Annotated in this window: 16 protein-coding genes and 1 tRNA gene; 4 read left to right on the top strand and 13 right to left on the bottom strand. The window is 71.4% G+C overall.

Annotated features, from left to right (window positions below):
- A complete protein-coding gene (locus IEZ11_RS09740; RefSeq protein ID WP_189262264.1) occupies positions 1-309 on the bottom strand; it encodes an AzlD domain-containing protein in 309 nt (102 codons plus the stop codon).
- Positions 306-1,058: an AzlC family ABC transporter permease gene (locus tag IEZ11_RS09735; protein ID WP_189262263.1), complete on the bottom strand. Its 753-nt coding sequence runs from the start codon at positions 1,056-1,058 to the stop codon at positions 306-308. The genes IEZ11_RS09740 and IEZ11_RS09735 overlap by 4 nt, the downstream gene beginning before the upstream one ends.
- A gap of 240 nt (positions 1,059-1,298) precedes the next feature.
- Between IEZ11_RS09735 and IEZ11_RS09730 the strand changes: the two genes are divergently transcribed.
- Genes IEZ11_RS09730 through IEZ11_RS09720 form a run of 3 tightly spaced genes read left to right on the top strand, consistent with a single transcriptional unit; the run spans position 1,299 to position 8,034 of the window.
- Positions 1,299-6,335 carry an ATP-dependent helicase gene (locus IEZ11_RS09730; RefSeq protein WP_189262262.1) on the top strand — a complete coding sequence of 1,679 codons (5,037 nt, stop codon included), beginning with the start codon at positions 1,299-1,301 and terminating at the stop codon, positions 6,333-6,335.
- A gap of 58 nt (positions 6,336-6,393) precedes the next feature.
- Positions 6,394-7,236, top strand: a complete 843-nt coding sequence (locus tag IEZ11_RS09725; RefSeq protein ID WP_189262261.1) for a DNA-formamidopyrimidine glycosylase family protein — start codon at positions 6,394-6,396, stop codon at positions 7,234-7,236.
- Between the two features lie 33 nt (positions 7,237-7,269).
- Positions 7,270-8,034: an SDR family NAD(P)-dependent oxidoreductase gene (locus IEZ11_RS09720; RefSeq protein WP_189262260.1), complete on the top strand. Its 765-nt coding sequence runs from the start codon at positions 7,270-7,272 to the stop codon at positions 8,032-8,034.
- Positions 8,035-8,361: 327 nt separating this feature from the next.
- Here IEZ11_RS09720 and IEZ11_RS09715 read toward each other — a convergent pair whose 3' ends face one another.
- From IEZ11_RS09715 to IEZ11_RS09675, 9 genes are all read right to left on the bottom strand, one after another.
- Positions 8,362-8,832, bottom strand: coding sequence for a Dps family protein (locus IEZ11_RS09715; protein WP_189262259.1), 471 nt, complete (start codon positions 8,830-8,832; stop codon positions 8,362-8,364).
- A gap of 204 nt (positions 8,833-9,036) precedes the next feature.
- A complete protein-coding gene (locus IEZ11_RS09710; RefSeq protein ID WP_189262258.1) occupies positions 9,037-9,411 on the bottom strand; it encodes a helix-turn-helix domain-containing protein in 375 nt (124 codons plus the stop codon).
- 109 nt (positions 9,412-9,520) lie between these two features.
- The gene (locus IEZ11_RS09705) at positions 9,521-10,066 is read right to left on the bottom strand and encodes a CinA family protein (RefSeq protein WP_189262257.1); all 546 of its coding nucleotides are present in this window, start codon (positions 10,064-10,066) and stop codon (positions 9,521-9,523) included.
- Complete coding sequence (gene pgsA / locus IEZ11_RS09700) at positions 10,063-10,833, bottom strand: CDP-diacylglycerol--glycerol-3-phosphate 3-phosphatidyltransferase (RefSeq protein WP_189262256.1); 771 nt, start codon at positions 10,831-10,833, stop codon at positions 10,063-10,065. The genes IEZ11_RS09705 and pgsA overlap by 4 nt, the downstream gene beginning before the upstream one ends.
- The gene (rimO, locus tag IEZ11_RS09695) at positions 10,830-12,302 is read right to left on the bottom strand and encodes a 30S ribosomal protein S12 methylthiotransferase RimO (protein WP_189262255.1); all 1,473 of its coding nucleotides are present in this window, start codon (positions 12,300-12,302) and stop codon (positions 10,830-10,832) included. Before rimO ends, pgsA begins: the two co-directional genes overlap by 4 nt.
- Positions 12,303-12,394: 92 nt before the next feature.
- On the bottom strand, positions 12,395-13,237 hold the full coding sequence (locus IEZ11_RS09690) for a helix-turn-helix domain-containing protein (RefSeq protein WP_189262254.1): 843 nt from the start codon (positions 13,235-13,237) through the stop codon (positions 12,395-12,397).
- Between the two features lie 277 nt (positions 13,238-13,514).
- Entirely contained in the window at positions 13,515-16,265 is a 2,751-nt protein-coding gene (locus IEZ11_RS09685) for a DNA translocase FtsK (protein ID WP_189262253.1), read from the bottom strand.
- Between the two features lie 124 nt (positions 16,266-16,389).
- Positions 16,390-17,070 (bottom strand): response regulator, encoded by a 681-nt coding sequence (locus tag IEZ11_RS09680; protein WP_189262252.1) that lies wholly within the window; start codon positions 17,068-17,070, stop codon positions 16,390-16,392.
- 274 nt (positions 17,071-17,344) lie between these two features.
- Positions 17,345-22,801, bottom strand: a complete 5,457-nt coding sequence (locus IEZ11_RS09675; protein ID WP_189262251.1) for a HAMP domain-containing protein — start codon at positions 22,799-22,801, stop codon at positions 17,345-17,347.
- 399 nt (positions 22,802-23,200) lie between these two features.
- Here IEZ11_RS09675 and IEZ11_RS09670 point away from each other — a divergent pair, with 399 nt between their 5' ends.
- Positions 23,201-25,957 carry a SpoIIE family protein phosphatase gene (locus IEZ11_RS09670; RefSeq protein ID WP_189262250.1) on the top strand — a complete coding sequence of 919 codons (2,757 nt, stop codon included), beginning with the start codon at positions 23,201-23,203 and terminating at the stop codon, positions 25,955-25,957.
- A 59-nt stretch (positions 25,958-26,016) separates the two neighbouring features.
- Here IEZ11_RS09670 and IEZ11_RS09665 read toward each other — a convergent pair.
- Together IEZ11_RS09665 and IEZ11_RS09660 are read right to left on the bottom strand one after the other, a co-directional pair.
- Positions 26,017-26,092, bottom strand: a tRNA-Thr gene (locus tag IEZ11_RS09665).
- A gap of 74 nt (positions 26,093-26,166) precedes the next feature.
- The gene (locus tag IEZ11_RS09660) at positions 26,167-26,829 is read right to left on the bottom strand and encodes a DegT/DnrJ/EryC1/StrS family aminotransferase (protein ID WP_189262630.1); all 663 of its coding nucleotides are present in this window, start codon (positions 26,827-26,829) and stop codon (positions 26,167-26,169) included.
- Positions 26,830-26,999 lie beyond the last annotated feature (170 nt).

Below are 26,999 nucleotides of genomic sequence, written 5' to 3'. Positions count from 1 at the left end.
TCAGCCGGTGATGGCGCGCAGCCCCGCCGTCACCGCCACGGCGACTCCGACGACGAGCAGGAAGGGCGCCCGCAGCAGTAGTGCCACGGCGGCCGCCCCGAGTCCCGCGGCCCGGGCGTCCAGCACCAGCGCGTGCCCGTCGGCGAAGGTCTGCTGGGCGGTGAGGGCCGCGAGCAGGGCCACGGGCAGCAGGGCGGCCAGCCGTCGCACCACCGGCCGCTCCAGCACCCCCGCGGGCACCAGCAGTCCGGCGAGTTTGACGGCGTAGCAGCCGAGGGCGGTCAGGCCGATCGCGATCCAGAAGTTCACCGGGTCTCCTCGGTAGCCTCGTCACGGGTACGGTCGCGGCCGGACCGGCGGCCGGAGACGAACAGGGCGGCCGGTGCCGCCAGCGCGGCCACCAGGACCGGCACCCCGGCCGGCAGCACGGGCAGCAGACCGAGCCCCAGCAGCACCGCGAGGGCGGCGACCGCGCGGTCGGTCGTGGTCTTGAGCATGGGGGCGAGCAGGGCCAGGAAGACGGCGGGTCCGGCCGCGTCCAGGCCCCAGGCGTCGGTGTTCCCGACGGCCTTGGCGCCGAGCGCGCCGAGCAGGGTGGTGAGGTTCCACAGCACGTAGAGACTGAGCCCGGTGACGGTGAACCCGAGCCGGGCGGTGCGGCGCGTCGGCTGGGCCAGGGTGACCGCGGTGGTCTCGTCGATCACCCACTGGGCGGCGAACGGCCGTACCGCGCGCGGGAGGGCCAGTACCTGGGAGAGGCGCAGCCCGTAGAACGCGTTGCGCACCCCCAGGAAGAAGGCGCCGGCCGCCGCGGTGAACGGGTTCCCGCCGGCCGCGAGCGCGCCCACCAGGGCGAACTGGGAGGCGCCGGTGAACACCAGGAGGCTGAGCGCGCAGGTCTGGAGCAGGCCGAGCCCGCTGCCCGCCGAGGTCACCCCGAAGGCGAACCCGGACAGTCCTACGGCGACGCCGACCCCGAGGGCGTCCCGGACGACGGCGGAGTCCGGCTTCGGCCCGTCTTCGTCGTGTATGTCTTCGAGTGCTGTCTGTTGTGCCACGCCCAGGACGTTACGGGCGGCCGTCCCGCACGTCTTCTCCATTCTTGCGCTCGCGATTCTTGCGCTCGCGCCGGCAGGTGCCCGTCGGGGCGCCGACGATCCGGGCGAAGTGCGCCCCCGGACGGCCGACACCCCGTCCGGCTCTTCTCAACCGCTGCCGACCCGTCCGGCCCCCGTCGCAGCCGCAGGCGAAGCCGCAGGTCAGCCCCGGTTGTCAGTAGCCGGGTGCAGGATGGACGCATGGCGAAATCCGCACACCGGGCCCTCGACGGCTTCTCCCCCGCGACCCGCGGCTGGTTCACGGGGGCGTTCTCCGCGCCCACCGCGGCCCAGGCGGGCGCGTGGCAGGCCATCGGCGCGGGCTCGGACGTGCTGGTGGTCGCCCCGACCGGCTCCGGCAAGACGCTGGCCGCCTTCCTCGCCGCCCTGGACCAGCTGGCCGCCACCCCGCCTCCGGCCGACCCGAAGAAGCGCTGCCGCGTGCTGTACGTGTCGCCGCTCAAGGCCCTCGCGGTCGACGTCGAGCGGAACCTGCGCAGCCCGCTGACCGGCATCCGTCAGGAGTCCGTGCGTCTCGGCCTGCCCGAGGCGGAGGTGAGGGTCGGCATCCGCTCCGGCGACACCCCGGCCGCCGAGCGCCGCGCCCTGTCCACCCGCCCCCCGGACATCCTGATCACCACTCCGGAGTCCCTCTTCCTCATGCTGACGTCGGCCACGCGCGACGCGCTGACCGGCATCGAGACGGTGATCCTGGACGAGGTGCACGCGGTCGCCGGCACCAAGCGCGGCGCGCACCTCGCGCTCTCCCTGGAGCGGCTGGACGAGCTGCTGCCCAGGCCGGCCCGCCGGATCGGCCTGTCGGCGACCGTCCGCCCGGTCGACGAGGTGGCCCGCTATCTCTCGCCGCACCGCAAGGTGGAGATCGTCCAGCCCAGGTCCGGCAAGGAGTTCGACCTCTCCGTGGTCGTCCCGGTGCAGGACATGGGGGAGCTCGGCGGCTCCCCGGCCGCCGACGGCGCCGAAAGGGCGGAGAAACCGTCGATCTGGCCGCATGTGGAAGAGCGGATCGCCGATCTGGTGCAGGCCCACCGCTCGACGATCGTGTTCGCGAACTCGCGCCGCCTGGCGGAGCGGCTGTGCAACCGGCTGAACGAGATCGCCTACGAGCGCGCGACCGGCGAGCCCCTGGACGAACACCACTCCCCGGCCGAGCTGATGGGCGGCTCGGGCGCGGCCCAGGGCGCCCCGCCGGTCCTGGCCCGCGCCCACCACGGCTCGGTCTCCAAGGAGCAGCGCGCCCTGGTCGAGGAGGATCTGAAGGCCGGCCGGCTGCCCGCCGTGGTGGCCACCTCCAGTCTCGAACTGGGCATCGACATGGGCGCGGTGGACCTGGTCGTCCAGGTCGAGTCCCCGCCGTCGGTCGCCTCCGGGCTCCAGCGGGTCGGCCGCGCGGGACACCAGGTCGGGGCGGTCTCCACCGGCGTGGTCTTCCCCAAGTACCGGGGCGACCTGGTGCAGGCGGCCGTGGTCACCGAGCGGATGCGCACCGGTTCCATCGAGTCCCTGAGGGTCCCGGCCAACCCGCTGGACGTCCTGGCCCAGCAGCTCGTGGCGATGACCTCGCTGGACACCTGGCAGGTCGACGACCTGCTCGCCACGGTCCGCCGCGCGGCCCCCTTCGCCTCGCTCCCGGAGTCGGCGTTCACCGCGGTCCTCGACATGCTCGCGGGCCGCTACCCGTCGGACGCGTTCGCGGAGCTGCGCCCGCGCGTGGTCTGGGACCGGGTCGCGGGCACGGTCACCGGCCGCCCCGGCGCCCAGCGGCTCGCCGTCACCTCCGGCGGCACCATCCCCGACCGCGGCCTCTTCGGGGTCTTCCTGGCCGGCGCCGACCCCAAGAAGGGCGGCGGCCGGGTCGGTGAGCTGGACGAGGAGATGGTGTACGAGTCCCGGGTGGGCGATGTCTTCACCCTGGGCACCAGCTCCTGGCGGATCGAGGACATCACCCGCGACCGGGTCCTGGTCTCCCCCGCCCCCGGCGTCCCGGGCCGCCTGCCCTTCTGGAAGGGCGACCAGCTGGGCCGTCCGCTCGAACTGGGCCGCGCGGTCGGCGCGTTCCTGCGCGAGGTCGGCTCGCTCCCCAGGGACGACGCCCGGCTGCGCCTGCTGGCGGCGGGCCTGGACGCCTGGGCGGTGGACAACGTGCTGTCGTACCTGGACGAACAGCGCGAGGCCTGCGGTCATGTCCCGGACGACCGGACGATCGTCGTGGAGCGCTTCCGCGACGAGCTGGGCGACTGGCGGGTGGTCGTCCACTCCCCCTTCGGCGCCCAGGTGCACGCCCCCTGGGCGCTCGCCCTCGGTGCCCGGCTGTCCGAGCGGTACGGCATGGACGCCCAGGTGATGCACGCCGACGACGGCATCGTGCTGCGGCTGCCCGACGCCGACCTGATGGGCCTGGACCTGCTCGACCAGGCCCCGCCGAAGGCCGGCACACCTTTCCACACGGTCGACACCGAGCAGGCTCCCGTGGGCGCGGCGGACGTCGCCTTCGACAAGGGCGAGGTCGACCAGATCGTCACCGACCAGGTCGGCGGCTCGGCCCTGTTCGCCGCCCGCTTCCGCGAGTGCGCCGCCCGCGCGCTGCTGCTCCCCCGTCGCAACCCCGGCAAGCGCACCCCGCTGTGGCAGCAGCGCCAGCGCGCCGCCCAACTGCTCCAGGTGGCGAGCGAGTTCGGATCGTTCCCGATCGTCCTGGAGGCGGTCCGCGAGTGCCTCCAGGACGTCTTCGACGTCCCCGGGCTGGTCGAGCTGATGGGCGACCTCGAATCCCGCAGGGTCCGCCTGGTCGAGGTCACCACCCCGGAGCCGTCCCCGTTCGCCCGCTCCCTCCTCTTCGGGTACGTCGCCCAGTTCCTGTACGAGGGCGACTCCCCGCTCGCCGAGCGCCGCGCGGCCGCGCTCTCCCTGGACTCCCGGCTGCTGGCGGAGCTGCTGGGCCAGGCGGAGCTGCGCGAACTGCTCGACGCGGAGGTGCTGACCGAGCTGGAGCGCGAGCTCCAGTGGCTGGCCGAGGACCGCCGGATCAAGGACCCGGAGGGCGTGGCCGACGTACTGCGGCTGCTCGGGCCGCTCACGGACGCCGAGTTGGCCGAGCGGGGCGCCGAGCCGCAGTGGGCGGCGGAACTGGCGGGCGCCCGGCGGGCCATCAGGGTCCGGATCGCCGGTACCGAGCACTGGGCCGGGATCGAGGACGCGGGCCGGCTGCGCGACGCCCTCGGCACGGCCCTGCCCGTCGGGGTCCCCGAAGCCTTCACCGAGCCCGTGAAGGACCCGCTCGGCGACCTGCTCGCCCGGTACGCGCGTACCCACGGCCCGTTCACGTCGGCCACCGCGGCCGCCCGCTTCGGGCTCGGGGTGGCGGTCACGGAGGGCGCGTTGCAGCGGCTCGCCGCGGGCGGGCGGGTCGTACAGGGCGAGTTCCATCCGGCGGGCATCGGCCAGGAGTGGTGCGACGCGGCGGTGCTGCGCAGGCTCCGGCGCCGTTCCCTGGCCGCGCTCCGGCACGAGCTGGAGCCGGTGGCACCGGCCGCGCTCGCCCAGTTCCTGCCGCAGTGGCAGCACATCGGCCGGGGGCACGGGCTGCGCGGCGTCGACGGACTGGTGCGCGCCGTGGAGCAGTTGCAGGGCGCGTCGGTGCCGGCCTCGGCCCTGGAGAAGCTGGTCCTGCCGTCCCGCGTGGCGAACTACTCGCCGGCGATGCTCGACGAACTCACCGCGGCCGGCGAGATCGTGTGGGCCGGCGCGGGCGCCCTGCCGGGCAAGGACGGCTGGGTCTCCCTGTATCTGGCGGACGCGGCCCCCGTGCTGCTCCCGCCGCCGCACCCGCTGGAGCTCACCGCCCTCCACCAGTCCGTCCTCGACGCCCTCTCCGGGGGCTACGGCCTGTTCTTCCGTCAGATCGCCGACCAGGTCCGCGCCACCACCCACCCCGACGCCACCGATCCCCAACTGGCCGACGCGGTCTGGGACCTGGCCTGGTCCGGGCGGCTCACCAACGACACGCTGGCCCCGCTGCGCTCCCTGCTGGGCTCCGGACGTACCGCGGGCTCCACCGCCCACCGTGCCAAGCGGGCCGTCCCGCGGGGCCGCTACGGCTCCCTGACGGCCTCCGCCCGGCCCGTCTCCCGTACCGGCCCGCCGACCGTGGCCGGGCGCTGGTCCCTGCTGCCGCAGCGCGAGCCGGACCCCACCGTGCGCGCGCACGCCCTGGCCCGGATCCTGCTCGACCGGCACGGCGTGGTGACCCGGGGCGCGGTCGCGGCGGAGGGCGTCGAGGGCGGCTTCTCTGCGGTGTACCGGATCCTGTCGGCGTTCGAGGACAGCGGCCAGGCACGCCGGGGTTACGTCGTCGAGGGCCTGGGCGCGGCGCAGTTCGCGATGGACGGCGCGGTCGACCGGCTGCGCGCGGTGTCCAATGCCCGCGAGCGGGGCGAGGGCCTGCCGGGCAGCGCCTTCGGCGGCACCGGAGCCGTCTCGTCCACCGGCCCGGACGGCGGCCGCGGCGCCACCTCGCCCATCGGCCCGCACAGCGGCCTGGACGGCGGCCCGGACGGCGGTCACGGCACTCCCGCCCCCGCCGAGCCGTTCGACCCCCTCGGCCCCTTCGACGCGGCCGGTTTCCCCGACCTGGACGGCGACTTCTCCTGGCCGCCCGAGCCGCCCACGGCTCCCGGCGACCACGTCTCCCCCAAGGACCTCGCCCCCGCCGACCCGTTCACCGCCCCCGGCTGGGGCGGCCCCCGAGGGGGCGGCCCCGCCAACCCCTACGGCCCGAACCCGTACGCCTACGGCAACCACCGCACCCGCGTGCCCGCCGCCCCCGACCCCAGAGCCGTGGTCCTCGCCGCCGCCGACCCCGCGAACGCCTACGGCGCCGCCCTCCCCTGGCCCGAGCCGCCGACCGGAGCCGGGCACAAACCGGGCCGCAAGGCGGGCTCTCTGGTGGTCCTGGTCGACGGCGAGCTGACCCTCTACATGGAGCGCGGCGGCAAGACCCTGCTGGCCTGGCCCGCCGCCCCGGACACGGCCGCCACCGACGACACCCGGCTCCGTGCGGCCGCGGAGTCCCTGGCGGCGGCCGCCCGTGCGGGCACCCTCGGCACGGTGACGGTGGAGCGCGTCAACGGCGTCTCGGCCCTGACCTCCCCGCAGGGCACCGTGCTGGAGGGAGCCGGCTTCATCGCGACCCCGCGCGGCCTGCGCCTACGGGCGTGATCCACTGTGCGAACCTCACCGCCCGTCACCACCCGTCTTCTCGTGCCACCCTTGACCCATGCCCGAGGGTGACACGGTCTGGCAGGCCGCGAGGCGCCTGCACGACGCGCTCGCCGGCCAGGTGCTGACCCGCAGCGACTTCCGGGTGCCCAAGTACGCCACGGTCGACCTCACCGGCCGTACGGTCCTCGGCACCGTCCCGCGTGGCAAGCACCTGCTCACCCGCTTCGAGGGCGGCCTGACCCTGCACACGCATCTGCGGATGGAGGGCGCGTGGAAGGTCTACGGCGGTGCCGAGCGCTGGAAGGGCGGTCCCGCGCACCAGATCCGGGCGATCCTCGGCACCGTCGACCGTACGGCCGTCGGATACCGCCTCCAGGTCCTGGAGTTCCTGCGCACCGGCGAGGAGGATCGCGCCGTGGGCCATCTCGGCCCCGACCTGCTGGGTCCCGGCTGGAACCCCGACCGCGCCCTCGCCAACCTCCTCGCGGACCCGGCCCGCCCGCTCGGCGAGGCCCTGCTCGACCAGCGCAACCTCGCCGGGATCGGCAACATCTACAAGAGCGAGCTCTGCTTCCTGATCGGCGCGACCCCCTGGCTCCCGGTCGGCGCGCTCCCCGCCGACCGCGCCGCGATCCTCCCCGGCATGGCCCAGCGCCTCCTGGCGGCCAACCGCGACCGTCCGGTGCGCCGGACCACCGGCCTGCGCGACCACGACCTCTTCGTCTACGGCCGCGCCCCTCGCCCCTGTCTGCGCTGCCACACCCCGGTCCGCCTCGCCGACCAGGGCGACGGCTCCCGCGAGCGCCCCACCTACTGGTGCCCCGCCTGCCAGACCGGCCCGGCCCCCGCCCAGGGTTCCCGGCACCCCCACGGAAGCCGCCCCCGCCCGACCAATTGACGGTCCGTCAGAAACGCTCGTACCGTCGCTGTCATGTCCCTCAAGGCGTACGACCTCACCGGACGCACCGCGTTCGTCACCGGCGCCGCCGGCGGCATCGGCCGGGCGTCGGCCGTGCTGCTCGCCGAGGCGGGCGCGACCGTGCACTGTGCCGACCGGGACGCGGACGGCCTGCACGAGACGGCGGCCCTGATCAAGGACCAGGGCGGTCTCGCCCGCACCCACACCCTCGACGTCACCGACCGGGCGCGGCTCGGGCAGGCCGTGCGGTCCTGCGAGCGGCTGGACGTGATGGCGGCGATCGCCGGGATCATGCACCGCAGCCCGGTCCTGGAGACCAGGGACGAGGACCTCGACCGGGTCCTGGGCGTCAACTTCAAGGGGGTCCTGTACGCCTGTCAGGAGGCGGCACGGCTGATGCTGGCAGGACGGACCGGGGGCAGCATCATCACCATGGCCTCGGGTGCGATCGACACCGGCGGCCCCGGCCTGCTCTGCTACGGCGCGGCCAAGGCGGCCGTGGTCCAGCTGACCAGGACGCTCGCCAACGAGGTCGGCCGGCAGGGCATCCGCGTCAACGCGGTCGCCCCGGGCTGGACCCGCACCCCCATGACCGACCGCGACGACCGTGCGGAGCAGGAGCGGACGGAGACGCGGATGGCCCGGATGTCGCCGCTGGGCCGGGTCGGCGAGGCGGAGGACATCGCACACGCCGTGCTCTATCTGGCGTCCGACGCCTCCTCGTTCACGACGGGCCAGATCCTGCGCCCGAACGGAGGGGTCGCGATGCCCTGGTAGCTCCGTGTGCCCGCCAGGCCGTCCGCCACCGCGCCGGGCCCAGGGCCCCGGCCGCGCGGGCCCTCGGCACGCAGTTCACCGGCAGCAGGCTCAGTCCCCACCCGCCGGCGGCCACGGTCCCCTCCAGCGCCCCGGCGCCGTCGGTGAACGCGATCCGCAGCACGGCCCACCACCACACCGCCGCGAGTCCCAGGGCAACCCCCCACCGCACTATCCGCCCCACCATGGCCGCCACCTCCAGCCGGACGCTAGAACGCCGCCCGGCCCACCGGGTAGGCGCACCGAGGGCTCACCGATGCAACGGCCGTCGACCGACATCGTCCTCTGCTACGCGTTCTCCGCCTGGAACATCCAGTGATGCTTCTCCAGATCCGCCGTGATCCCGATGAGGATGTCCTGGGACACCGGATCCGGCTCCGCGGTCACCGTGACCCGCTCCCGCATCCGGGTGATCACCGCGCCCAGCGCGTCCACCAGGGCCGCCACCGCGTCCGAGTCCTTGACCCAGCCCCCGGGCACCGGCCCGATGCCGCTGTCGGCCGCCACGGTGGCCGCACGCCCGTCCGGTGAGACGCCCAGCGCCGACGCCCGCTCCGCGACCGTGTCGGAGTGCAACCGGACCGTGTCCACGACCTCGTCGAGCTGGAGGTGGACGGTCCGGAAGCGTTGTCCGACCACGTTCCAGTGGATCTGCTTGGCCGCCAGTGCCAGGTCCACCAGGTCGACGAGGGCGCCCTGCAGCGCTTCTGCCACGGTCTTCAGGTCCGCGTCGGACAGCGGGCTCTTCACGACGTACATGCGTTCTCTCCGGTCGTCGGCCCCCTGTCATGTCCCTCCACCATGACCGGACCACCGGGCACCGGCAAATGGACGCACCCGGTACGCAGACGCACGAAGGCCCCGGCCGCACCTCACCAGGTCACCCCGGGAGGCCCCGGCCGGGGCCTCGCGCACTTCTTCGACGCCAGGTCGGCGCCGCGTCGGTCTACACCCGCGCAGGCGTCACGCGGCGACCACGTCCACCGCCTCGGCGGGCGCCTTGATGGTCACCCGTTCCGGTGGCACGCCGGTCACCGAGACGGTACCCAGCATCGGGCGAACCGGCGTGGGCACGGGCTCGGTGGCCCGGGCGGACTGGGCCAGCTCGGCGAGGGCGAGCTCGTCGCTCACTTCCCGCATGAGCTCGGACATCCGTACGTCCAGCGCGTCGCAGATGGCGGAAAGCAGTTCGGAGGATGCCTCCTTCTGCCCCCGCTCCACCTCGGAGAGATAGCCGAGTGAGACTCGGGCGGACGAGGAGACTTCGCGCAGAGTACGGCCCTGGCGCTGGCGCTGCCGACGCAGCACGTCACCCAGCAGGCGACGGAGCAGAATCATCGGTGGCTCCCTCCTCGGACCGCGTAGCCGCATCCTTCACGCCCCACCGTACCGCCTTGCGCCGCGGCCGTGCGGGGAGCGATGTCGTGTTCACTCAGGGCTGCAAACATCAAAACCCCCCGTTCTGTTCCGTATCCTGTGTCCGCTCATTCCCGGTCTGTTCGCCCGCAAGCTCCGTCAGGAGCAGTGCGAGTACGCTCCGTACACTCTCTCTACGAATTTCCGCGCGGTCGCCGTTCAACCGCAGGGCCGCCACTTTTCCGCCAGTGGCAGAACCGGAACCAGGGCCGAACGGCCCGTCCACGGCCACGAAAACCGTCCCGACCGGACGGCCGTCCTGCGGTTCCGGGCCGGCGACTCCGGTGGTCGCGAGACCCCAGTCGGCACCCAGCGCCTTGCGCACTCCGGCCGCCATCTGGGCCGCGACCTGCGGATCCACCGCTCCGCGCTGGGCCAGCAGGGTGGCGTCTACACCCAGCAGATCGTGCTTCAACTCGGTGGCGTAGGCGGTCACGGAGCCCCGGAACGCCTTGGACGCCCCCGGGACCGTGGTGATCTCTGCCGCGACCAGACCGCCGGTCAGCGACTCGGCGACAGCGAGGGTCTGCCCTCTCACCGTCAGTAGTCGCACCAGTTCGGCGGCCGTGGAACTCACGCTTCCGTCTCCTCCGACGCTGCCGCGCGCTCGGCGATTCCCTGCCTCCGCAGCACAATGGCCTGTCTCACATAGTCGAGGCCGGTGACGACGGTCAGCACGACGGCCGCGGCCATCACCCAGAACCTCAGCGTCGCCAGCCACCCCGTCAGTGCCAGCACGTACATCCCCACGGCCACACCCTGGGTGAGGGTCTTGAGCTTGCCGCCGCGGCTGGCGGGGATCACGCCGTAGCGGATGACCACGAAACGCATGAGCGTGATGCCGAGTTCCCGGGCGAGGATCACGATCGTCACCCACCAGGGCAGATCGCCCAGCCCGGACAGGCAGATCAGCGCCGCCCCCATGATCGCCTTGTCGGCGATGGGGTCGGCGATCTTCCCGAAGTCGGTCACCAGGTTGTACGTGCGCGCCAGATGCCCGTCGAACAGGTCGGTGATCATGGCGATGGCGAAGGCCGCCCAGGCGAGCGAGCGCCACGCCGGGTCGTATCCGCCGCCCGCCAGCATCAGGGCGACGAAGCCGGGCACCAGGACCAGCCGGAGCATCGTCAGCAGATTGGCGACGTTCCACAGGCTCGCCTGGTTGACGGCGGCCGCGGCGATCTTCGCGCCACGCGCGGGCCGCCCGTCGTCGTGGGAACCGGAGTCGTGGGAACCGGAATCACGGGAACCGGAATCCGGGGCGGCACCGGACGTGGCGGCGGAGCCCGGCGCGCCGTGCGCGCCGGAGGAGCCGCCCGCGGCGGACGCCGGGACTCCGGTCATCTGGCGGTCTCCTCACTCCATGCGGGCGAGCCCTGCAGCGGCTCGGCCACCAGGTCGACACCTTCCGTACCGACCACCTTCGCCTCGACCATACGGCCCACGCGCAGTCCCGCGCCGCTGGTGAGCAGCACCTGTCCGTCCGTCTCGGGCGCCTGGTGGGCCGCCCGGCCGTGGACGCCGTCCTCGTCGTCCACGGACTCCACGAGGACGTGCACGGTCTCGCCGAGGCGCTCCTCGGCCCGCTGCGAGACGAGCTCCTCGGCGAGCCGGGAGATGTGCGCGAGGCGCTCGGCGACGACCTCCTCGGCGAGCTTGTTCTCGTACGTCGCGGCCTCGGTGCCCTCCTCGTCGGAATACCCGAAGACACCGATGGCGTCCAGCCGGGCGCCGTTCAGGAAGCGCTCCAGCTCGGCCAGGTCGGACTCGGACTCGCCGGGGAAGCCGACGATGAAGTTGGAGCGGACGCCGGCCTGCGGGGCCTTGGAGCGGATGGTGTCCAGCAGCTCCAGGAAGCGGTCGGTGTCGCCGAAGCGGCGCATCGCGCGCAGCACGCCGGGCGCGGAGTGCTGGAAGGACAGGTCGAAGTACGGGACGACCTTCGGGGTGGAGGTCAGTACGTCGATCAGGCCGGGGCGCATCTCGGCGGGCTGGAGGTAGCTGACGCGCACCCGCTCCACGCCGTCGACCTCGGCGAGCTCCGGCAGCAGGGACTCCAGGAGGCGGATGTCGCCCAGGTCCTTGCCGTAGGAGGTGTTGTTCTCGGAGACCAGCATGATCTCCTTCACACCCTGCTCGGCCAGCCAGCGGGTCTCGTTCAGCACGTCGCTCGGGCGGCGCGAGATGAAGGAGCCGCGGAAGGACGGGATGGCGCAGAAGGAGCAGCGGCGGTCGCAGCCGGAGGCGAGCTTGACCGAGGCCACCGGGGCGCCGTCCAGGCGGCGGCGCAGGGGCGCACGGGGGCCGGAGGCGGGCGCCACGCCCTCCGGGAGGTCGGACGGGCCGTGGCCCGGCAGAGCCACCGCCGCGGCGGAGTCCTGCCGCTCGGCCGGGCTGATGGGCAGCAGCTTGCGCCGGTCGCGCGGGGTGTGCGAGGCGTGGATGCCGCCGTTGAGGATGGTCTGGAGCCGGTCGGAGATGTCGGAGTAGTCGTCGAAGCCGAGTACCCCGTCCGCCTCGGGCAGCGCCTCGGCGAGCTCCTTGCCGTACCGCTCGGCCATGCAGCCCACCGCCACGACGGCCTGGGTTCTGCCGTGCCCCTTGAGGTCATTGGCCTCCAGAAGGGCGTCGACCGAGTCCTTCTTGGCGGCCTCGACGAATCCACAGGTGTTGACGACGGCGACGTCCGCGTCCGATGCGTCCTCGACAAGCTGCCAGCCGTCCGCCTCCAAACGGCCTGCGAGCTCCTCCGAGTCCACCTCGTTACGGGCGCAGCCGAGAGTGACGAGTGCGACGGTACGGCGTTCAGGCATGGGCTCAAGACTACTTTGTCTCACCGACACCCCACGTCGAAGGGGCTGGCCGATCATGGCCAACCCCTTGGGTACGTGCTCGATCCGAACGATTATCCGACTTCCGGGTCGCCCTTGGTGTACGTCAGGCGCTCCACCGCACCGGGCCGGAACTGGTCCTCGATCTTCTTGCCGTTGACGTAAAGCTGGATGGCACCGGCGTCGCCGAGGATCAGGTTGATCTTGGAACTGTCCTGGAAGGTCTTGGAGTCGCCCTTCTTCAGGAGCCCGTCGAAGAGCATCCGGCCGTTGTGGTCCTTGGCCGAGATCCAGCTGCGTCCGTTGACCGCGCTGACCTGGACGGTGACCTTGTCCTGGGGCGCGGCGGCGATCGCGCTGTCGGAGGGCGCGGGGGCCTTGCCGGGCTTGCTCTCCTTCGGGGTCGGCGAGACCGGCTTGCTGGTCGTCGGCGCGGGGCCCTCGGCGACCGACTGCTTCGCGTCGTCGCCGTTGCCGCCCTTGAAGGCGGTGAAGCCGACGAAGCCGATCACGACGACGATCGCGGCGACCATGGCCGCGGTCCAGTTGGGTCCGCGGCGCTCGGGGCGGATACGTTCCGCCTCGAACAGCGGTGCGGCGGGCGTCGGCGCGGGCCGCCCACCGCCGTGCTCCGCCGCGAACTGCGCGAGCAGCGGTTCGGGGTCGAGGCCGATGGCCCTGGCCAGGGTCCGGATGTGCCCGCGGGCGTAGACGTCGCCGCCGCAGGGGGCGAAGTCGTCGGCCTCGATGGCGTGCACGATGGCGATACGGACCCGGGTGCTCCCGCTGATGTCGTCGACGGTCAGCCCGGCGGCGATGCGGGCCTGTTTGAGGGCTCGGCCTACGGAGGGGCGGTTTTCCTCGGACACGTCTGGGAACGGACGCTCGTCTTCAGGGGAGTTGCTGCCGATGGACACGGGGGCGCCTTTCGAGCGTGTAGCCACCTGTGCTGGAGGTTCAGTCTAGGGGGGGTGCGAAAGGGTGAGGCAACCGGGCGGTACGACTTTGTACGCCATCGGTATGGCCGGACATGCCGATGACGGGTCAGGCGTGCGCCCCAAGATGGAGTACACACCTTTCCTCTCGCTCAACTTGACGTGCGTCAAAGGGAAACGGTTGCCCGACGATCCCTAACGGGTGGATCACGACAATGACTCCACCCGGTCTACCGGCGCCCGTGGCCCTGAGACAGGCCTACCCCGCGGACTCCCCGCGGATCACAGCAAGCACCCCATCCAGCTCATCGGGTTTCACCAGAACGTCGCGCGCCTTGGACCCCTCGCTCGGCCCGACCACACCGCGCGACTCCATGAGGTCCATGAGCCGGCCGGCCTTGGCGAAGCCGACCCGCAGCTTGCGCTGGAGCATGGACGTGGAGCCGAACTGCGTGGAGACGACCAGCTCGGCCGCCTGGCACAGCAGGTCGAGGTCGTCGCCGATGTCCTCGTCGATCTCCTTCTTCTGCTTGCTGCCCACCACGACGTCGTCCCGGAAGACCGGCGTCATCTGGTCCTTGCAGTGCTGGACGATCGCCGCGACCTCCTCCTCGGTGACGAACGCGCCCTGCATACGGGTCGGCTTGTTCGCCCCCATCGGCAGGAAGAGCCCGTCGCCCTTGCCGATGAGTTTCTCGGCGCCGGGCTGGTCGAGGATGACGCGGCTGTCGGCGAGCGAGGAGGTGGCGAAGGCGAGCCGGGAGGGCACGTTCGCCTTGATGAGGCCGGTGACCACGTCGACCGACGGGCGCTGGGTGGCGAGCACCAGGTGGATGCCGGCCGCCCGCGCGAGCTGCGTGATACGGACGATCGAGTCCTCGACGTCACGCGGGGCGACCATCATCAGGTCGGCGAGCTCGTCGACGATCACCAGCAGATACGGGTACGCGTGGAGCTCGCGCTCACTGCCCTCCGGCGTCTTGAGCTTGCCGTCGCGGACGGCCTTGTTGAAGTCGTCGATGTGCCGGTAGCCGAACGCGGCCAGGTCGTCGTAGCGCAGGTCCATCTCGCGTACGACCCACTGGAGCGCCTCGGCGGCCCGCTTCGGGTTGGTGATGATCGGCGTGATCAGGTGCGGGATGCCCTCGTAGGCGGTCAGCTCGACGCGCTTGGGGTCCACGAGGACCATCCGCACGTCCTCCGGGGTCGCCCGCATCATGACCGAGGTGATCAGACAGTTGATGCAGGACGACTTGCCGGAGCCGGTGGCGCCGGCGACGAGCATGTGCGGCATCTTCGCCAGCGAGTGCATGACGTAGCCGCCCTCGACGTCCTTGCCGAAGGCGACCAGCATCGGGTCGTCGTCCTCGGCGGACTCGGCGAGCCGCAGCACGTCTCCGAGGTTGACCATCTCGCGGTCGGTGTTGGGGATCTCGATGCCGACCGCGGACTTGCCGGGGATCGGGCTGATGATCCGCACGTCCGGGCTGGCGACGGCGTACGCGATGTTCTTGGTGAGCGCGGTGATCCGCTCGACCTTCACGGCGGGGCCGAGTTCGACCTCGTAGCGGGTGACCGTGGGACCGCGGGTGAACCCGGTGACGGCGGCGTCGACCTTGAACTCGGAGAAGACGTTGGTGAGCGAGGCGACCACCCGGTCGTTGGCCTCGCTGCGCGCCTTGCCGGGGCCGCCGCGGGTCAGGAGGTCGAGCGACGGCAGCGAGTAGGTGATGTCGCCGGAGAGCTGGAGCTGCTCGGCGCGCGGCGGCAGGTCGCGGGGTTCCTCGGGCGCCGGTTTGGTGAGGTCGGCGACGACCGGCTCGACCTTGAGCCGCTCCTGCTTCGGCCGCGCGGCCGGCACCGGACTCGGGCCGGGGCTCGGGGCCGGTACGGGTGTCGGCATGGTGTCCTCGCGGTCGCCGACGCTGACCCCCTGGGTGAGGTCGGCGACGAGCGGGGAGGGCGGCATGCCGTGCAGGACGGCGCCGTCGAGCGCGGCCGCGGCGGCCGCCGCGACGTCCACGGCGTCCAACCGGCGGCCCAGTTCGGGCTGCGGCACGGCGGAGCGCCGCGGCCGGCCCCGGCGCTTGGCGAGGGCCTCCTGCTCGGCGCCGTCGGGGTCGTAGTCCTGGGGGGCGCCGGGGCGCCGGCGGGAGCGCGCGGGCAGCGCCTGGCGCCACTGCTCGTCGTAGCGCTCGTCGTCCTCGCCGTACTCCTGGTACTCGTCGGGCTCGGGGTCGTGCAGCAGCCCGAGGCGCACGCCCAGCGACCGCAGCCGCTGCGGGACGGCGTTCACCGGGGTCGCGGTGACGACGAGCAGCCCGAAGACCGTGAGCAGCACCAGCAGGGGTACCGCGAGGACCTCGGTCATGGTGTAGGTCAGCGGGGTCGCCGCCGCCCAGCCGATGAGGCCACCGGCGTCCCTTATGCCCTGCATGCCGTCGCTGCGGGCGGGCGAGCCGCACGCGATGTGGACCTGCCCGAGCACCCCGATGACCAGCGCGGACAGGCCGATCACGATCCGCCCGTTGGCGTCCTGCTGCTCGGGGTGGCGCATGAACCGTACGGCGATCATCGCGAGCAGTATCGGCACCAGCAGGTCGAGACGGCCGAAGGCGCCGGTGACGAGGATCTCGACCAGGTCGCCGACCGGGCCGCGCAGGTCGGCCCAGGTACCGGCGGCGACGATCAGGGCGGCGGCGAGCAGCAGCAGGGCGACGCCGTCCTTGCGGTGCGCCGGGTCCAGGTTCCTGGCTCCCTGCCCTATGCCGCGGAAGACGGCGCCGACGGCGTGCGCGACGCCCAGCCAGAGGGCGCGCACCAGGCGGTAGACGCCCCCGGTGGGGCTGGGCGCGGGCTTGGGCGCCGGCGCGGACTTCTTCGCCGCGGTCCTCTTGACGGCCGCCTTCTTGGCCGGGGCGTTCTTCGCGGCGGCCTTCTTCGCCGGAGCCTTCGAGGGAGCGGCCTTCTTCGCGGGCTGCTTCTTGGCTGCCGAGGGACGTGAGGCCATGGGTGTGAGGTTACCGGGGGAGGCGACGAGGGACACGTGTGCCCACAGCTTCACCCGTTCGTGTCGCCCTTTTCGGGGCGCAGAACTGACGAAGGCTCATGGGCAACAGTGTCCGTGCTCGCGGTCAGTTCTGCGAAGGAAGCGACGGCGTGGCGCCGCCCGTGCCCGGTTCCAGGGCGTCGAGCGCCCGGCGCAGACCGGTGAGTTTGCGCTCCAGGTGGGCCGCCGTGGCCACCGCGGCCGCGTCCGCGGACTCGTCGTCGAGCTGCTTGGAGAGCGCCTCGGCCTGCTCCTCGACGGCCGCGAGCCGGGCGGACAGCTCGGCGAGCAGCCCCGCGGACTCCTTGCCGGCGACCGCGCCCTTGCCGCCGCCCTCCAACTGGAGCCGCAGCAGCGCCGCCTGCTCGCGCAGCTGGCAGTTCTTCATGTACAGCTCGACGAACACCGAGACCTTGGCGCGCAGCACCCATGGGTCGAAGGGCTTGGAGATGTAGTCGACCGCGCCCGCGGCGTAGCCCCGGAAGGTGTGGTGGGGGCCGTGGTTGATGGCGGTGAGGAAGATGATCGGGATGTCCCGGGTCCGCTCCCGCCGCTTGATGTGTGCCGCGGTCTCGAATCCGTCCATGCCCGGCATCTGGACGTCCAGCAGAATGACCGCGAAGTCGTCCGTGAGCAGTGCCTTGAGCGCTTCCTCCCCGGACGATGCCCGGACCAGTGTCTGATCGAGCGCAGAGAGGATGGCCTCCAGCGCCAGCAGATTCTCCGGCCGGTCATCGACCAGGAGGATCTTGGCCTTCTGCACCATGGCCCGCCCTCCTCGCCCCGGATGTGCACCGGGCGCCGCCCCAGGGGACGACTCCCTTTCGCCGCCCGTCCTTGTGCCGGTCATGGTAGCCGCACCCCGCCTGTCGCCACACCCTGTCACCGCGATGTCACTGTGCACGTAGCAGAAACGCAGCCGGGGACCAGAAGGTTCCCCCAATCCCGCACTTCTACACGGGTTCCGCCACCCTGAGTCAGCAACTCCCCGTGCACACGGAACGTTCCCACAACGTTCACATCACATCTGACCGTTCCGGTCACTCCCCGCTCATCCACTGCTCCATCACCGCCAGAAGATGATCGGGGTCGACCGGCTTGGTGACGTAGTCGGAAGCGCCCGACTCGATGGCCTTCTCCCGGTCGCCCTTCATCGCCTTCGCGGTGAGAGCGATGATCGGCAGCCCGGCGAACTGCGGCATCCGACGGATCGCACTGGTCGTCGCATAGCCGTCCATCTCCGGCATCATGATGTCCATCAGCACGACCGCGACGTCGTCGTGCTGCTCCAGGACCTCGATGCCCTCCCGGCCGTTCTCGGCGTACAGCACCGACAGACCGTGCTGCTCCAGGACGCTGGTGAGCGCGAACACGTTGCGGATGTCGTCGTCGACGATCAGCACCTTCTCGCCGCCGAACCGCATGCCCCGGCGCGGCTGCGGGGACGTCACCGCCTGCTCGGCCAGCACCGGCCACGCCTCGGCCACCGGAGCCCCCCGGCGCCGGCGCCGGAAGAGCGCCGCGGCGCCGTTCTGCGTCTCCTGGTACGACTTCACCTCGGCCGGCGTCTCGATCTCCACGCCGGACAGCTCCAGGCCGTGGTTCTGGGACGCCACCAGGTCACCGGCCTCCAGCGCGGGCATGGACTGCTGGTAGCCCTGCGGCGGCAGCTCACTCGGGTGCAGCGGCAGGTACAGCGTGAACGTCGAACCGCGGCCCGGCTCGCTCTGCGCGTGGATCTCACCGCCGAGCAACTGCGCGATCTCCCGCGAGATGGACAGCCCGAGGCCCGTACCGCCGTACTTGCGGCTGGTCGTGCCGTCGGCCTGCTTGAACGCCTCGAAGATCACCCGCATCTTGCTGGCGGCGATGCCGATGCCGGTGTCCGTCACCGAGAACGCGATCAGCGGCGCGTCCGGATCACTGAGCGAACCGGCCTCCAGGAGCTGCTCCCTGATCCCCACCGGCACGGCACTGCCGGCCGGCCGGATCACCAGCTCCACCGAACCGGAGTCGGTGAACTTCACCGCGTTGGACAGCAGGTTGCGCAGCACCTGGAGCAGCCGCTGCTCGTCGGTGTGCAGGGTGGCCGGCAGCTCCGGCGAGACCCGCACCGACAGGTCGAGGCCCTTCTCCGCGGTCAGCGGCCGGAAGGTGGCCTCCACGTAGTCCACCAGCTGGACGAGCGCGATACGCGTCGGGGAGACGTCCATCTTGCCCGCCTCGACCTTCGACAGGTCCAGGATGTCGTTGATCAGCTGGAGCAGGTCGGACCCCGCGCCGTGGATGGTCTCGGCGAACTCCACCTGCTTCGGCGAGAGGTTGCCCTCCGCGTTGTCGGCGAGCAGCTTGGCCAGGATCAGCAGCGAGTTCAGCGGAGTGCGCAGCTCGTGCGACATGTTGGCGAGGAACTCGCTCTTGTAGCGCATGGAGACGGCGAGTTGCTCGGCACGCTCCTCCAGGACCTGCCGGGCCTCCTCGATCTCGGTGTTCTTCACCTCGATGTCCCGGTTCTGCTGGGCCAGCAGCTCGGCCTTCTCCTCCAGTTCGGCATTGGACGCCTGGAGGGCCTTCTGCCGGTTCTCCAACTCGGCCGACCGCTCCTGAAGCTGCTCGGTCAGCTCCTGCGACTGCTTCAGCAGGACCTCGGTCTTGGTGTTGACGGAGATGGTGTTGACGCTGGTCGCGATCATCTCGGCGATCTGGTTGAGGAAGTCCTTCTGGATCTGCGTGAACGGCGTGAAGGAGGCCAGCTCGATCACGCCGAGCACCTTGCCCTCGAACAGCACCGGAAGCACGATCACCTGCGCGGGCGGGGCCTCCCCGAGCCCGGAGGAGATCTTCAGATAGCCGGTGGGCGCCTTCTCCACCAGGATCGTGCGCTTCTCCTGCGCGGCCGTCCCGATCAGCGCCTCACCCGGCCGGAACGACGTGGGCATGGAGCCCATCGAGTAGCCGTACGAACCGAGCATCCGCAGCTCGTACGCGTCCTCGTTCTCGGCGTTGGTCTCCTTGCCGTCGACCAGGGGCATCGCCAGGAAGAACGCGCCGTGCTGCGCGGTCACCACCGGCGTCAGCTCGCTCATGATCAGGGAGGCCACGTCCGCCAGGTCACGTCGGCCCTGCATCAGCGCGGAGATACGGGCCAGGTTGCCCTTCAGCCAGTCCTGCTCCTGGTTGGCGACCGTGGTGTCGCGCAGGTTGGCGATCATCTTGTTGATGTAGTCCTGGAGTTCCTGGATCTCGCCGGCCGCGTCCACGTCGATCTTCAGGTTCAGGTCGCCGCGGGTCACCGCGGTCGCCACGCGCGCGATGGCACGCACCTGCCGGGTCAGGTTCCCGGCCATCTCGTTCACGGACTCGGTGAGGTCCCGCCAGGTGCCGTCGACGTCACGCACCCGCGCCTGCCCGCCCAGCGCCCCCTCGGTGCCCACCTCACGGGCCACCCGGGTGACCTCCTCGGCGAAGCTGGACAGCTGGTCGACCATCGTGTTGATCGTCGTCTTGAGTTCGAGGATCTCGCCGCGGGCGTCGATGTCGATCTTCTTGGTCAGGTCGCCCTTCGCGATGGCCGTGGTGACCATCGCGATGTTGCGGACCTGGCCGGTCAGGTTGGACGCCATCTGGTTCACCGACTCGGTGAGGTCCTTCCACGTCCCCGCCACACCCGGTACGTGTGCCTGACCCCCCAGGATGCCGTCCGTGCCCACCTCACGGGCCACCTTGGTGACCTGGTCGGCGAACGAACTCAGGGTCTTCACCATCGTGTTGATGGTGTCGGCGAGCTGGGCCACCTCGCCGCTCGCCTCGATGGTGACCTGCCGGGTCAGGTCGCCGTTCGCGACCGCCGCCGACACCTGGGAGATGTTCCGCACCTGCGTGGTCAGGTTGTTGGCCATCAGGTTCACGTTGTTGCTGAGGTCCTTCCAGATACCCGTGATACCCGGAACGTGCGCCTGACCGCCCAGGATGCCCTCGGTACCCACCTCACGGGCCACCCGGGTCACCTGCTCGGCGAAACTGGACAGCTGGTCGACCATCGTGTTGACCGTCGTGACGAGTTCGAGGATCTCGCCCTTCGCGTCCACGGTGATCTTCTTCGACAGGTCGCCCTTGGCGACCGCGGTCGTGACCTCGGCGATGTTGCGCACCTGGATGGTCAGGTTGTTCGCCATGAAGTTCACCGACTGGGTGAGGTCCTTCCAGGTGCCCGCGACCCCCTGCACCTCGGCCTGGCCGCCGAGGATGCCCTCGGTACCCACCTCGCGCGCCACGCGCGTGACCTCCTGGGCGAACGACGACAGCTGGTCGACCATCGTGTTCAGGGTGTTCTTCAGCTCCTGGATCTCACCGCGCGCGTCCACGGTGATCTTCTGCGAGAGGTCACCGCGCGCCACCGCGGTGGCGACCTGCGCGATGTTGCGCACCTGGGCCGTCAGGTTGCCGGCCATGCCGTTCACGGAGTCCGTCAGGTCCCGCCACACGCCGGCCACACCGGGCACCTGCGCCTGACCGCCCAGCCGGCCCTCCGTACCCACCTCACGGGCCACCTTGGTGACCTGGTCGGCGAAGGCGGAGAGCTGATCGACCATCGTGTTGATGGTGTTCTTCAGTTCGAGAATCTCGCCACGGGCGTCGACGTCGATCTTCTGGGACAGATCGCCCCGTGCCACCGCCGTCGTCACCTGGGCGATCTGCCGTACCTGCGAGGTCAGGTTGCCGGCCATGAAGTTGACGGAGTCGGTCAGCTCCTTCCAGGTGCCCGAGACGCCGTCCACCCGCGCCTGACCGCCCAGCCGGCCCTCGGTACCCACGTCCCTGGCCATCCGCGTCACCTGGTCGGCGAAGCTGGAGAGCTGGTCCACCATCGTGTTCACGGTGTTCTTCAGCTTCAGCATCTCGCCGGAGACGTCCACCGTGACCTTCTGCGACAGATCACCGTTGGCCACCGCCGTCGTCACCTGGGCGATGTTGCGGACCTGGCCGGTGAGGTTGCGGAACGCGGTGTTGACGGAGTCGGTCAGGTCCTTCCAGGTACCGGCGGCTCCGGCCACCTGCGCCTGACCGCCCAGCTCGCCCTCGACACCGATCTCCCGGGCCACCCGGGTCACCTCGGCACCGAACGACGACAGTTGGTCGACCATGCCGTTGACGGTGTTCTTCAGTTCCAGCATCTCGCCGGCCACGTCGACCGTGACCTTCTGCGACAGGTCACCGTTGGCGACCGCCGTCGTCACGGCGGCGATGTCCCGCACCTGGGTGGTCAGGTTCCGGAAGACCGTGTTGACCGAGTCCGTCAGGTCCTTCCAGGTACCCGCCGCGCCCGGCACGTTCGCCTGGCCGCCGAGCCGCCCCTCGCCGCCGACCTCGTTGGCCACACGCGTGACCTCGTCCGCGAAGATCCGCAGCGTCTCGGTCATCTGGTTGATCGTCTCGGCGAGCTGCGCGACCTCCCCGCGCGCCGGGACGGTCACCTTCCGGGACAGGTCACCGTTGGCGACCGCGGTGGTCACCTCGGAGATCCCGCGCACCTGGGCCGTCAGGTTCCCGGCCATCGTGTTGACGGAGTCGGTGAGCTCCTTCCACGTACCGGCGACCCCCGGCACGTTCGCCTGACCGCCCAGGATGCCGTCCGTGCCCACCTCACGGGCGACCCGGGTCACCTCGGAGGAGAACGCCGAGAGCTGGTCCACCATCGTGTTGACGGTTTCCTTCAACTCCAGCATCTCACCGGCGACCTGAACCGTGACCTTCCGGGACAGATCACCCTTCGCGACCGCCGTCGTCACCAGTGCGATGTCACGCACCTGCGCCGTCAACCGGTACGCCATCGTGTTCACCGAGTCCGTGAGGTCCCGCCACGAACCGGACATACCACGCACCCGGGCCTGCCCGCCCAGCTTGCCCTCGGTGCCCACCTCACTGGCCACGCGCGTGACCTCGTCGGTGAACGTCGACAACTGGTCGACCAGGTTGTTGACGGTCCGGCCGACCTTCAGGAACTCACCTCGCAGCGGATGCCCGGCACCGTCCGGCGACGGCGACCGCAGCTCCATGCGCGGCGACAGATCGCCCTCGGCCACCGCCGTCAGGACCCGGCCCACCTCGGAGACCGGCCGGACCAGGTCGTCGACAAGGGCGTTGGAGTTGTCGATGGCGGTCGCCCACGAACCCTCACAGGCACCCGTCTCCAGCCGCTCCGTGAGCTTTCCCTCACGTCCCACGACACGCCGTACCCGTGACAGCTCACCCGTGAGGTGGAGATTGCGGTCGGCGACCTCGTTGAAGACCGCCGCGATCTCCGACATCACGCCGTCCCCGGACACCGGGAGCCGCTTGCGGAAGTTGCCGTCCCTCATCGACGTGAGAGCCGCCAGCAGCCGGTTCAGCGAAGCCGTGTCCACCGCGGTGGTCCCGTCACCGCCCCGCTGCCTGCTCAGGGACGGCCCGCCCTTCGCACGCGCCTTCGTGCCCCGCGCCGCTGCGCCAGACTCCACTGTGTCCCTCCCGCAGGGGTCGACCGTTACCGCTTGTCCTCGGACACCGCCATACTCGGCGTACCGCTTACTTCCGCGTACCAGTTACTGCTGCGTATCACTGCCAGACGAGATCCGGCCACACCAGGGGCTGCTGCCCGCCGAACACGGAACGCACTCGGGCCGACCGGACCTTCGTCAGAAGCCTGCCCAGTGTTTCACCCCGGCCGAACCAGGCCATAACAGTTCGGCAGCTTCGCACATCGTCCGCACACCCTGGGGGCGTAAACACCGGCGACCGGCATCCGCTCGGACGGCGAAGGTAAGTAACCTTGCATGCGGCTGTCCAGCCGCACCGGTCCGTCCGGCCTGGGCGGTGGCACAAGAACGAGCGGGCATTCGGAGGGGCGGCCGCAGACCATGACCACCGGAGTGATCCCCGGGGGACACAACCCGGAGCCACGGCCCACAGGCGAGCGCATGCCGCAGCAGCGGCACCAGCCGGCCGGCCAGGGAAGCCCGCATGTCGAGACCCGGTCGAGGAGTTCAGTGATCACCGCGCGCGCGGCCGCCAGCTTCGAGCCCGTCGGGCGATCGGTCGCGACCGCCCGGTCCTTCGTCCGCGACACCCTCCAGGGCTGGGGCTTCGCGGACATCGTCGACGACGCCGTGGTCCTCACCAGCGAACTGGTGACCAACGCGGTGGTGCACGCAGGCACCCACGCCGACGTGCTCTGCCTGCGCGCGGACGACGGAGTGCGCATCGAGGTCTCCGACCGCTACCCGGAACGCGAGGTCCCGCTCCAGGGCTCCGCCGTCAACATGGGCAGCCCCGACCGCGAGGGCGGCCGCGGACTCCAGCTCTGTGCGGCACTCGCCACCCGCTGGGGTGTCGAATACACGTCCACGTACAAGAATGTCTGGTTCCAGCTCGATCTGCCCGAGCGCCCGGTGGGCACCCGCGCCGCCGGACCGTCCCTCCCCGCCGACCTGCTGCCGCTCGCCGACGGCCGGGTCCGCGTCGCGGTCGTCCAGATCGACCGCAAGGGCTCCGTCTCCGCCTGGAACGAGGACGCCGAGGAGATCTTCGGCCACACCGCCGCCGCGGTCACCGGCAAACCGCTCACCGACCTCGCCGCCTGGCCGCACACCCCCGGCACCGGCACCGGCATCGCCGAGGCCCTCCAACTCTCCCGCTGGGAGGGCAGCTACGGCATCCGCGGCGCCGACGGCCGGGTGACCCCCGTCTACGCCTCGCACCTGCGGGTCCGGGACACCGGCGGCGAGCCCTCCACGGTCTGCCTGCTCGTACGCGACCACGAACGGGCCGTCCTCCAGACCCCGTTGCGCGTCCCCGCCTCCGACGCCGGGGGCGCCTCCGACGGCCAGAGCAGCGACCCCTTCGAGGTGTTCATCGGTTCCCCGGCCCCGGACGACCTCGACGGCCTCCTGCAGCGCACGGTCGAACGCGCCCGCGACATGCTCGACGGCGACTCCGCGTTCCTGCTCCTCGCCACCGACGACGAGACCGAGTTGGAGGTCCGCGCCTCCACCGGGCTCCCCTCCGCCCGCCAGCGCTTCGCGCGCGTGCCCGTGGAAGCCGGCCCCGGCCGCTACGGCTCGGCCCGCATGCCGGCCGTACACGACGATCTGGCGGCCGTTCCGGGCGCCGTGCCCCTCCTGGCCGGGACCGGCATGCGTTCGGTCGTCACGGTCCCGCTGAAGGTCGAGGGCCGCCTCACCGGCTCCCTGGGCGTCGCGGCCGAGGCATCGGGCCGGTACTCCAACGAGGAGGCACTGCGCCTCCAGTTCGCCGCCGACCGCATCGCCCTGGCCGTCGAGTCCGCCCGCCTGGGCGAGCTGGAACGGCTGCGCCGCGGCTCGCTCAGCTTCCTCGTCGAGGCCTCCGACCTGCTCGCCGGCACCCTGGACCGCGACCAGACCCTCGCCCTGATGGCCCAGATGACGGTCCCGACCCTCGCCACCTGGTGCGCGGTCTACACCATCGCCGACCAGGCCTCCGAGCCCTACCTGTCGTACGTCCTGCACGAGGACGAGGAACTCATCGACGGCATCAAGTCGCTGCTCTCCAAGGTGCCCCCGCCGGACCCGGTACCCACGCCCGGTGCCCGGGTCTGGACGGCCCCCGGCGCACACGCCCACCAGGCCGCCCTGCGCAGTTCCATGCGCAGCCTCGGCCTGGCCGGCGGCCCCACCCGCCAGGTCTCCTCCGGCATCGGCCCGACACTCGCCACGGCCTCGGCCGTGGGCGGCGAGACGGTGGTCCTCCCGCTGGTCGCCCGCAACCGCGTCATCGGCATGCTCACCCTCGGCAAGCCCACCGACGAGCACTTCCGCCAGGAGATCCTCGAACTGGCCGAGGACCTCTCCCGCCGGGCCGCCCTGGCCCTGGACAACGCCCGCCTGTACTCGGAGCGCACGGCCATCAGCCAGGCTCTCCAGCGCAGCCTCCTGCCCCCGGGCACCCCGCACATCGAGGGCATGGAGGTCGAGGTCATCTACCGCGCGGCCGGCGAGGGCAACGAGGTCGGCGGCGACTTCTACGACGTCTTCCCGATCTCCGACGACGCGTACGGCTTCGCCATCGGCGACGTCTGCGGTACCGGCCCGAACGCGGCCGCCGTCACCGGCCTCGCCCGGCACGCACTGCGCCTCCTGGCTCGCGAGGGCCTCAGCGGCCCGGCCGTCCTGGAGCGCCTCAACTCGGCCATCCTGGACGAGGGAGCCCGCAGCCGCTTCCTGACCCTTCTCTATGGCGAGATGCGCCTCCAGGAGGACGGCAGCGCCGAGATGAAGGTGGTCTGCGCCGGCCACCCGCTGCCGCTCCGACTGCGCCAGGACGGCACCGTGGAGGCGGCCGCCGAACCGCAACCCCTGCTGGGTGTCATCGAGGACCTGGAGTTGTACGAGCAGACGGTCACCCTCGACCCGGGCGATGTCCTCCTCTGCGTCACGGACGGCGTGACGGAGCGCCGGGAGGGCACCCGCATGCTCGGCGACGACGGTCTCGCGGACGTTCTGACGACCTGTACGGGTCTGACGGCGGGCGCGGTCGCCGCACGCATCATGCGCGCGGTGGAGCGCTTCGCGTCGGACGCCCCGTCGGACGACATGGCCATCCTGGCGATGCGGGTCCCCGGCCTCCAGAAGGACTGAGAGGCACAGCGAAAGAGGGCATGAAAAAGGCCCCGCCCTTACGGGCGGGGCCTTTTGGCTGGAGCCCCCAAACGGAATCGAACCGTTGACCTTCTCCTTACCATGGAGACGCTCTGCCGACTGAGCTATAGGGGCCTGTTGCCTTTTCGGGGTTTCCCCCGGCAACGGAATAGATCATACCCCGATCAGGCCCGAGTTCCCAAACTCGTTCAGAAGGCGGACTGAAGCAGTCCGCCGAGGGCATTGCAGGCGGACACGATCCGCTGCATCTCCCGCTTCGTCAACGCGGCGTCCACGGGCAGCGCCAGCGTCTCGTCCGCGGCGGCCTCCGTCTGCGGCAGCGAGACACAACGCCGGAATTCCGGCAGTCGGTGCACCGGCGTCTTCACCGGCACCCGGCAGTCAACTCCCTTGCCCCGCAGGGCCCGCGCGAAGGCGTCCCGGTCCGGCCGGCCGTTGCCCGGCACCCGCACGACGTACTGCTGGTACGTGTGCCCGTCACCACCGTCGGGCGTCCAGACACCGCGCAGCTTCGTGTCGAGGTACGCGGCCCGCTCCCGGCGCTGCGCGATCTCGTCGTACGGAGCCTCCGACTCGCCCTGCTCCAGCACCAGAAGTCCGTGCCGTTTCCCCAGCTCACGCAAGTGCCTGACATCGGCCCACCGTCCAAAGCGGTGGACGACAACCACCGCCGCGGAACGGGCGGTTACGGCCGCTTCCACCGCGGTGACGTCGAGGCAGTAGGTCAGCGGATCTATGTCGGCGAACACCGGAAGCGCACCGGCCAGTGTCACGGCCTCGGCGACCTCGACGTTCCCGAAGGCCGGCACGATGACCTCGTCGCCGACTCCGACGCCGGCGGCCCTGAGCATTGCAGCAGTACCCATGCTGGGATGCTCGGGGCGCAACGTGAACTTCAAGTTACGCAAAATAAAAAAGGGTTGGGCCCTGAACCGAAGTTCAGGGCCCAACCCTTTCAAAATTTGTTCGGCGGTGTCCTACTCTCCCACAGGGTCCCCCCTGCAGTACCATCGGCGCTGTA

The organism is Streptomyces fuscichromogenes, from assembly GCF_014645815.1.
GTDB lineage: Bacteria > Actinomycetota > Actinomycetes > Streptomycetales > Streptomycetaceae > Streptomyces > Streptomyces fuscichromogenes.
This window is presented reverse-complemented; position numbering and strand designations above follow the sequence as displayed.

Bases quoted from the DNA above. Each gene is read 5' to 3' on its own strand.
- IEZ11_RS09710 (WP_189262258.1), bottom strand. From the start codon at position 9,411: ATGATTCTGCTCCGTCGCCTGCTGGGTGACGTGCTGCGTCGGCAGCGC.
- IEZ11_RS09680 (WP_189262252.1), bottom strand. From the start codon at position 17,070: ATGGTGCAGAAGGCCAAGATCCTCCTGGTCGATGACCGGCCGGAGAAT.
- IEZ11_RS09730 (WP_189262262.1), top strand. From the start codon at position 1,299: ATGGCGAAATCCGCACACCGGGCCCTCGACGGCTTCTCCCCCGCGACC.
- IEZ11_RS09660 (WP_189262630.1), bottom strand. From the start codon at position 26,829: ATGCTCAGGGCCGCCGGCGTCGGAGTCGGCGACGAGGTCATCGTGCCG.
- IEZ11_RS09685 (WP_189262253.1), bottom strand. From the start codon at position 16,265: ATGGCCTCACGTCCCTCGGCAGCCAAGAAGCAGCCCGCGAAGAAGGCC.
- IEZ11_RS09725 (WP_189262261.1), top strand. From the start codon at position 6,394: ATGCCCGAGGGTGACACGGTCTGGCAGGCCGCGAGGCGCCTGCACGAC.
- IEZ11_RS09715 (WP_189262259.1), bottom strand. From the start codon at position 8,832: ATGTACGTCGTGAAGAGCCCGCTGTCCGACGCGGACCTGAAGACCGTG.
- pgsA (WP_189262256.1), bottom strand. From the start codon at position 10,833: ATGACCGGAGTCCCGGCGTCCGCCGCGGGCGGCTCCTCCGGCGCGCAC.
- IEZ11_RS09720 (WP_189262260.1), top strand. From the start codon at position 7,270: ATGTCCCTCAAGGCGTACGACCTCACCGGACGCACCGCGTTCGTCACC.
- IEZ11_RS09670 (WP_189262250.1), top strand. From the start codon at position 23,201: ATGACCACCGGAGTGATCCCCGGGGGACACAACCCGGAGCCACGGCCC.
- rimO (WP_189262255.1), bottom strand. From the start codon at position 12,302: ATGCCTGAACGCCGTACCGTCGCACTCGTCACTCTCGGCTGCGCCCGT.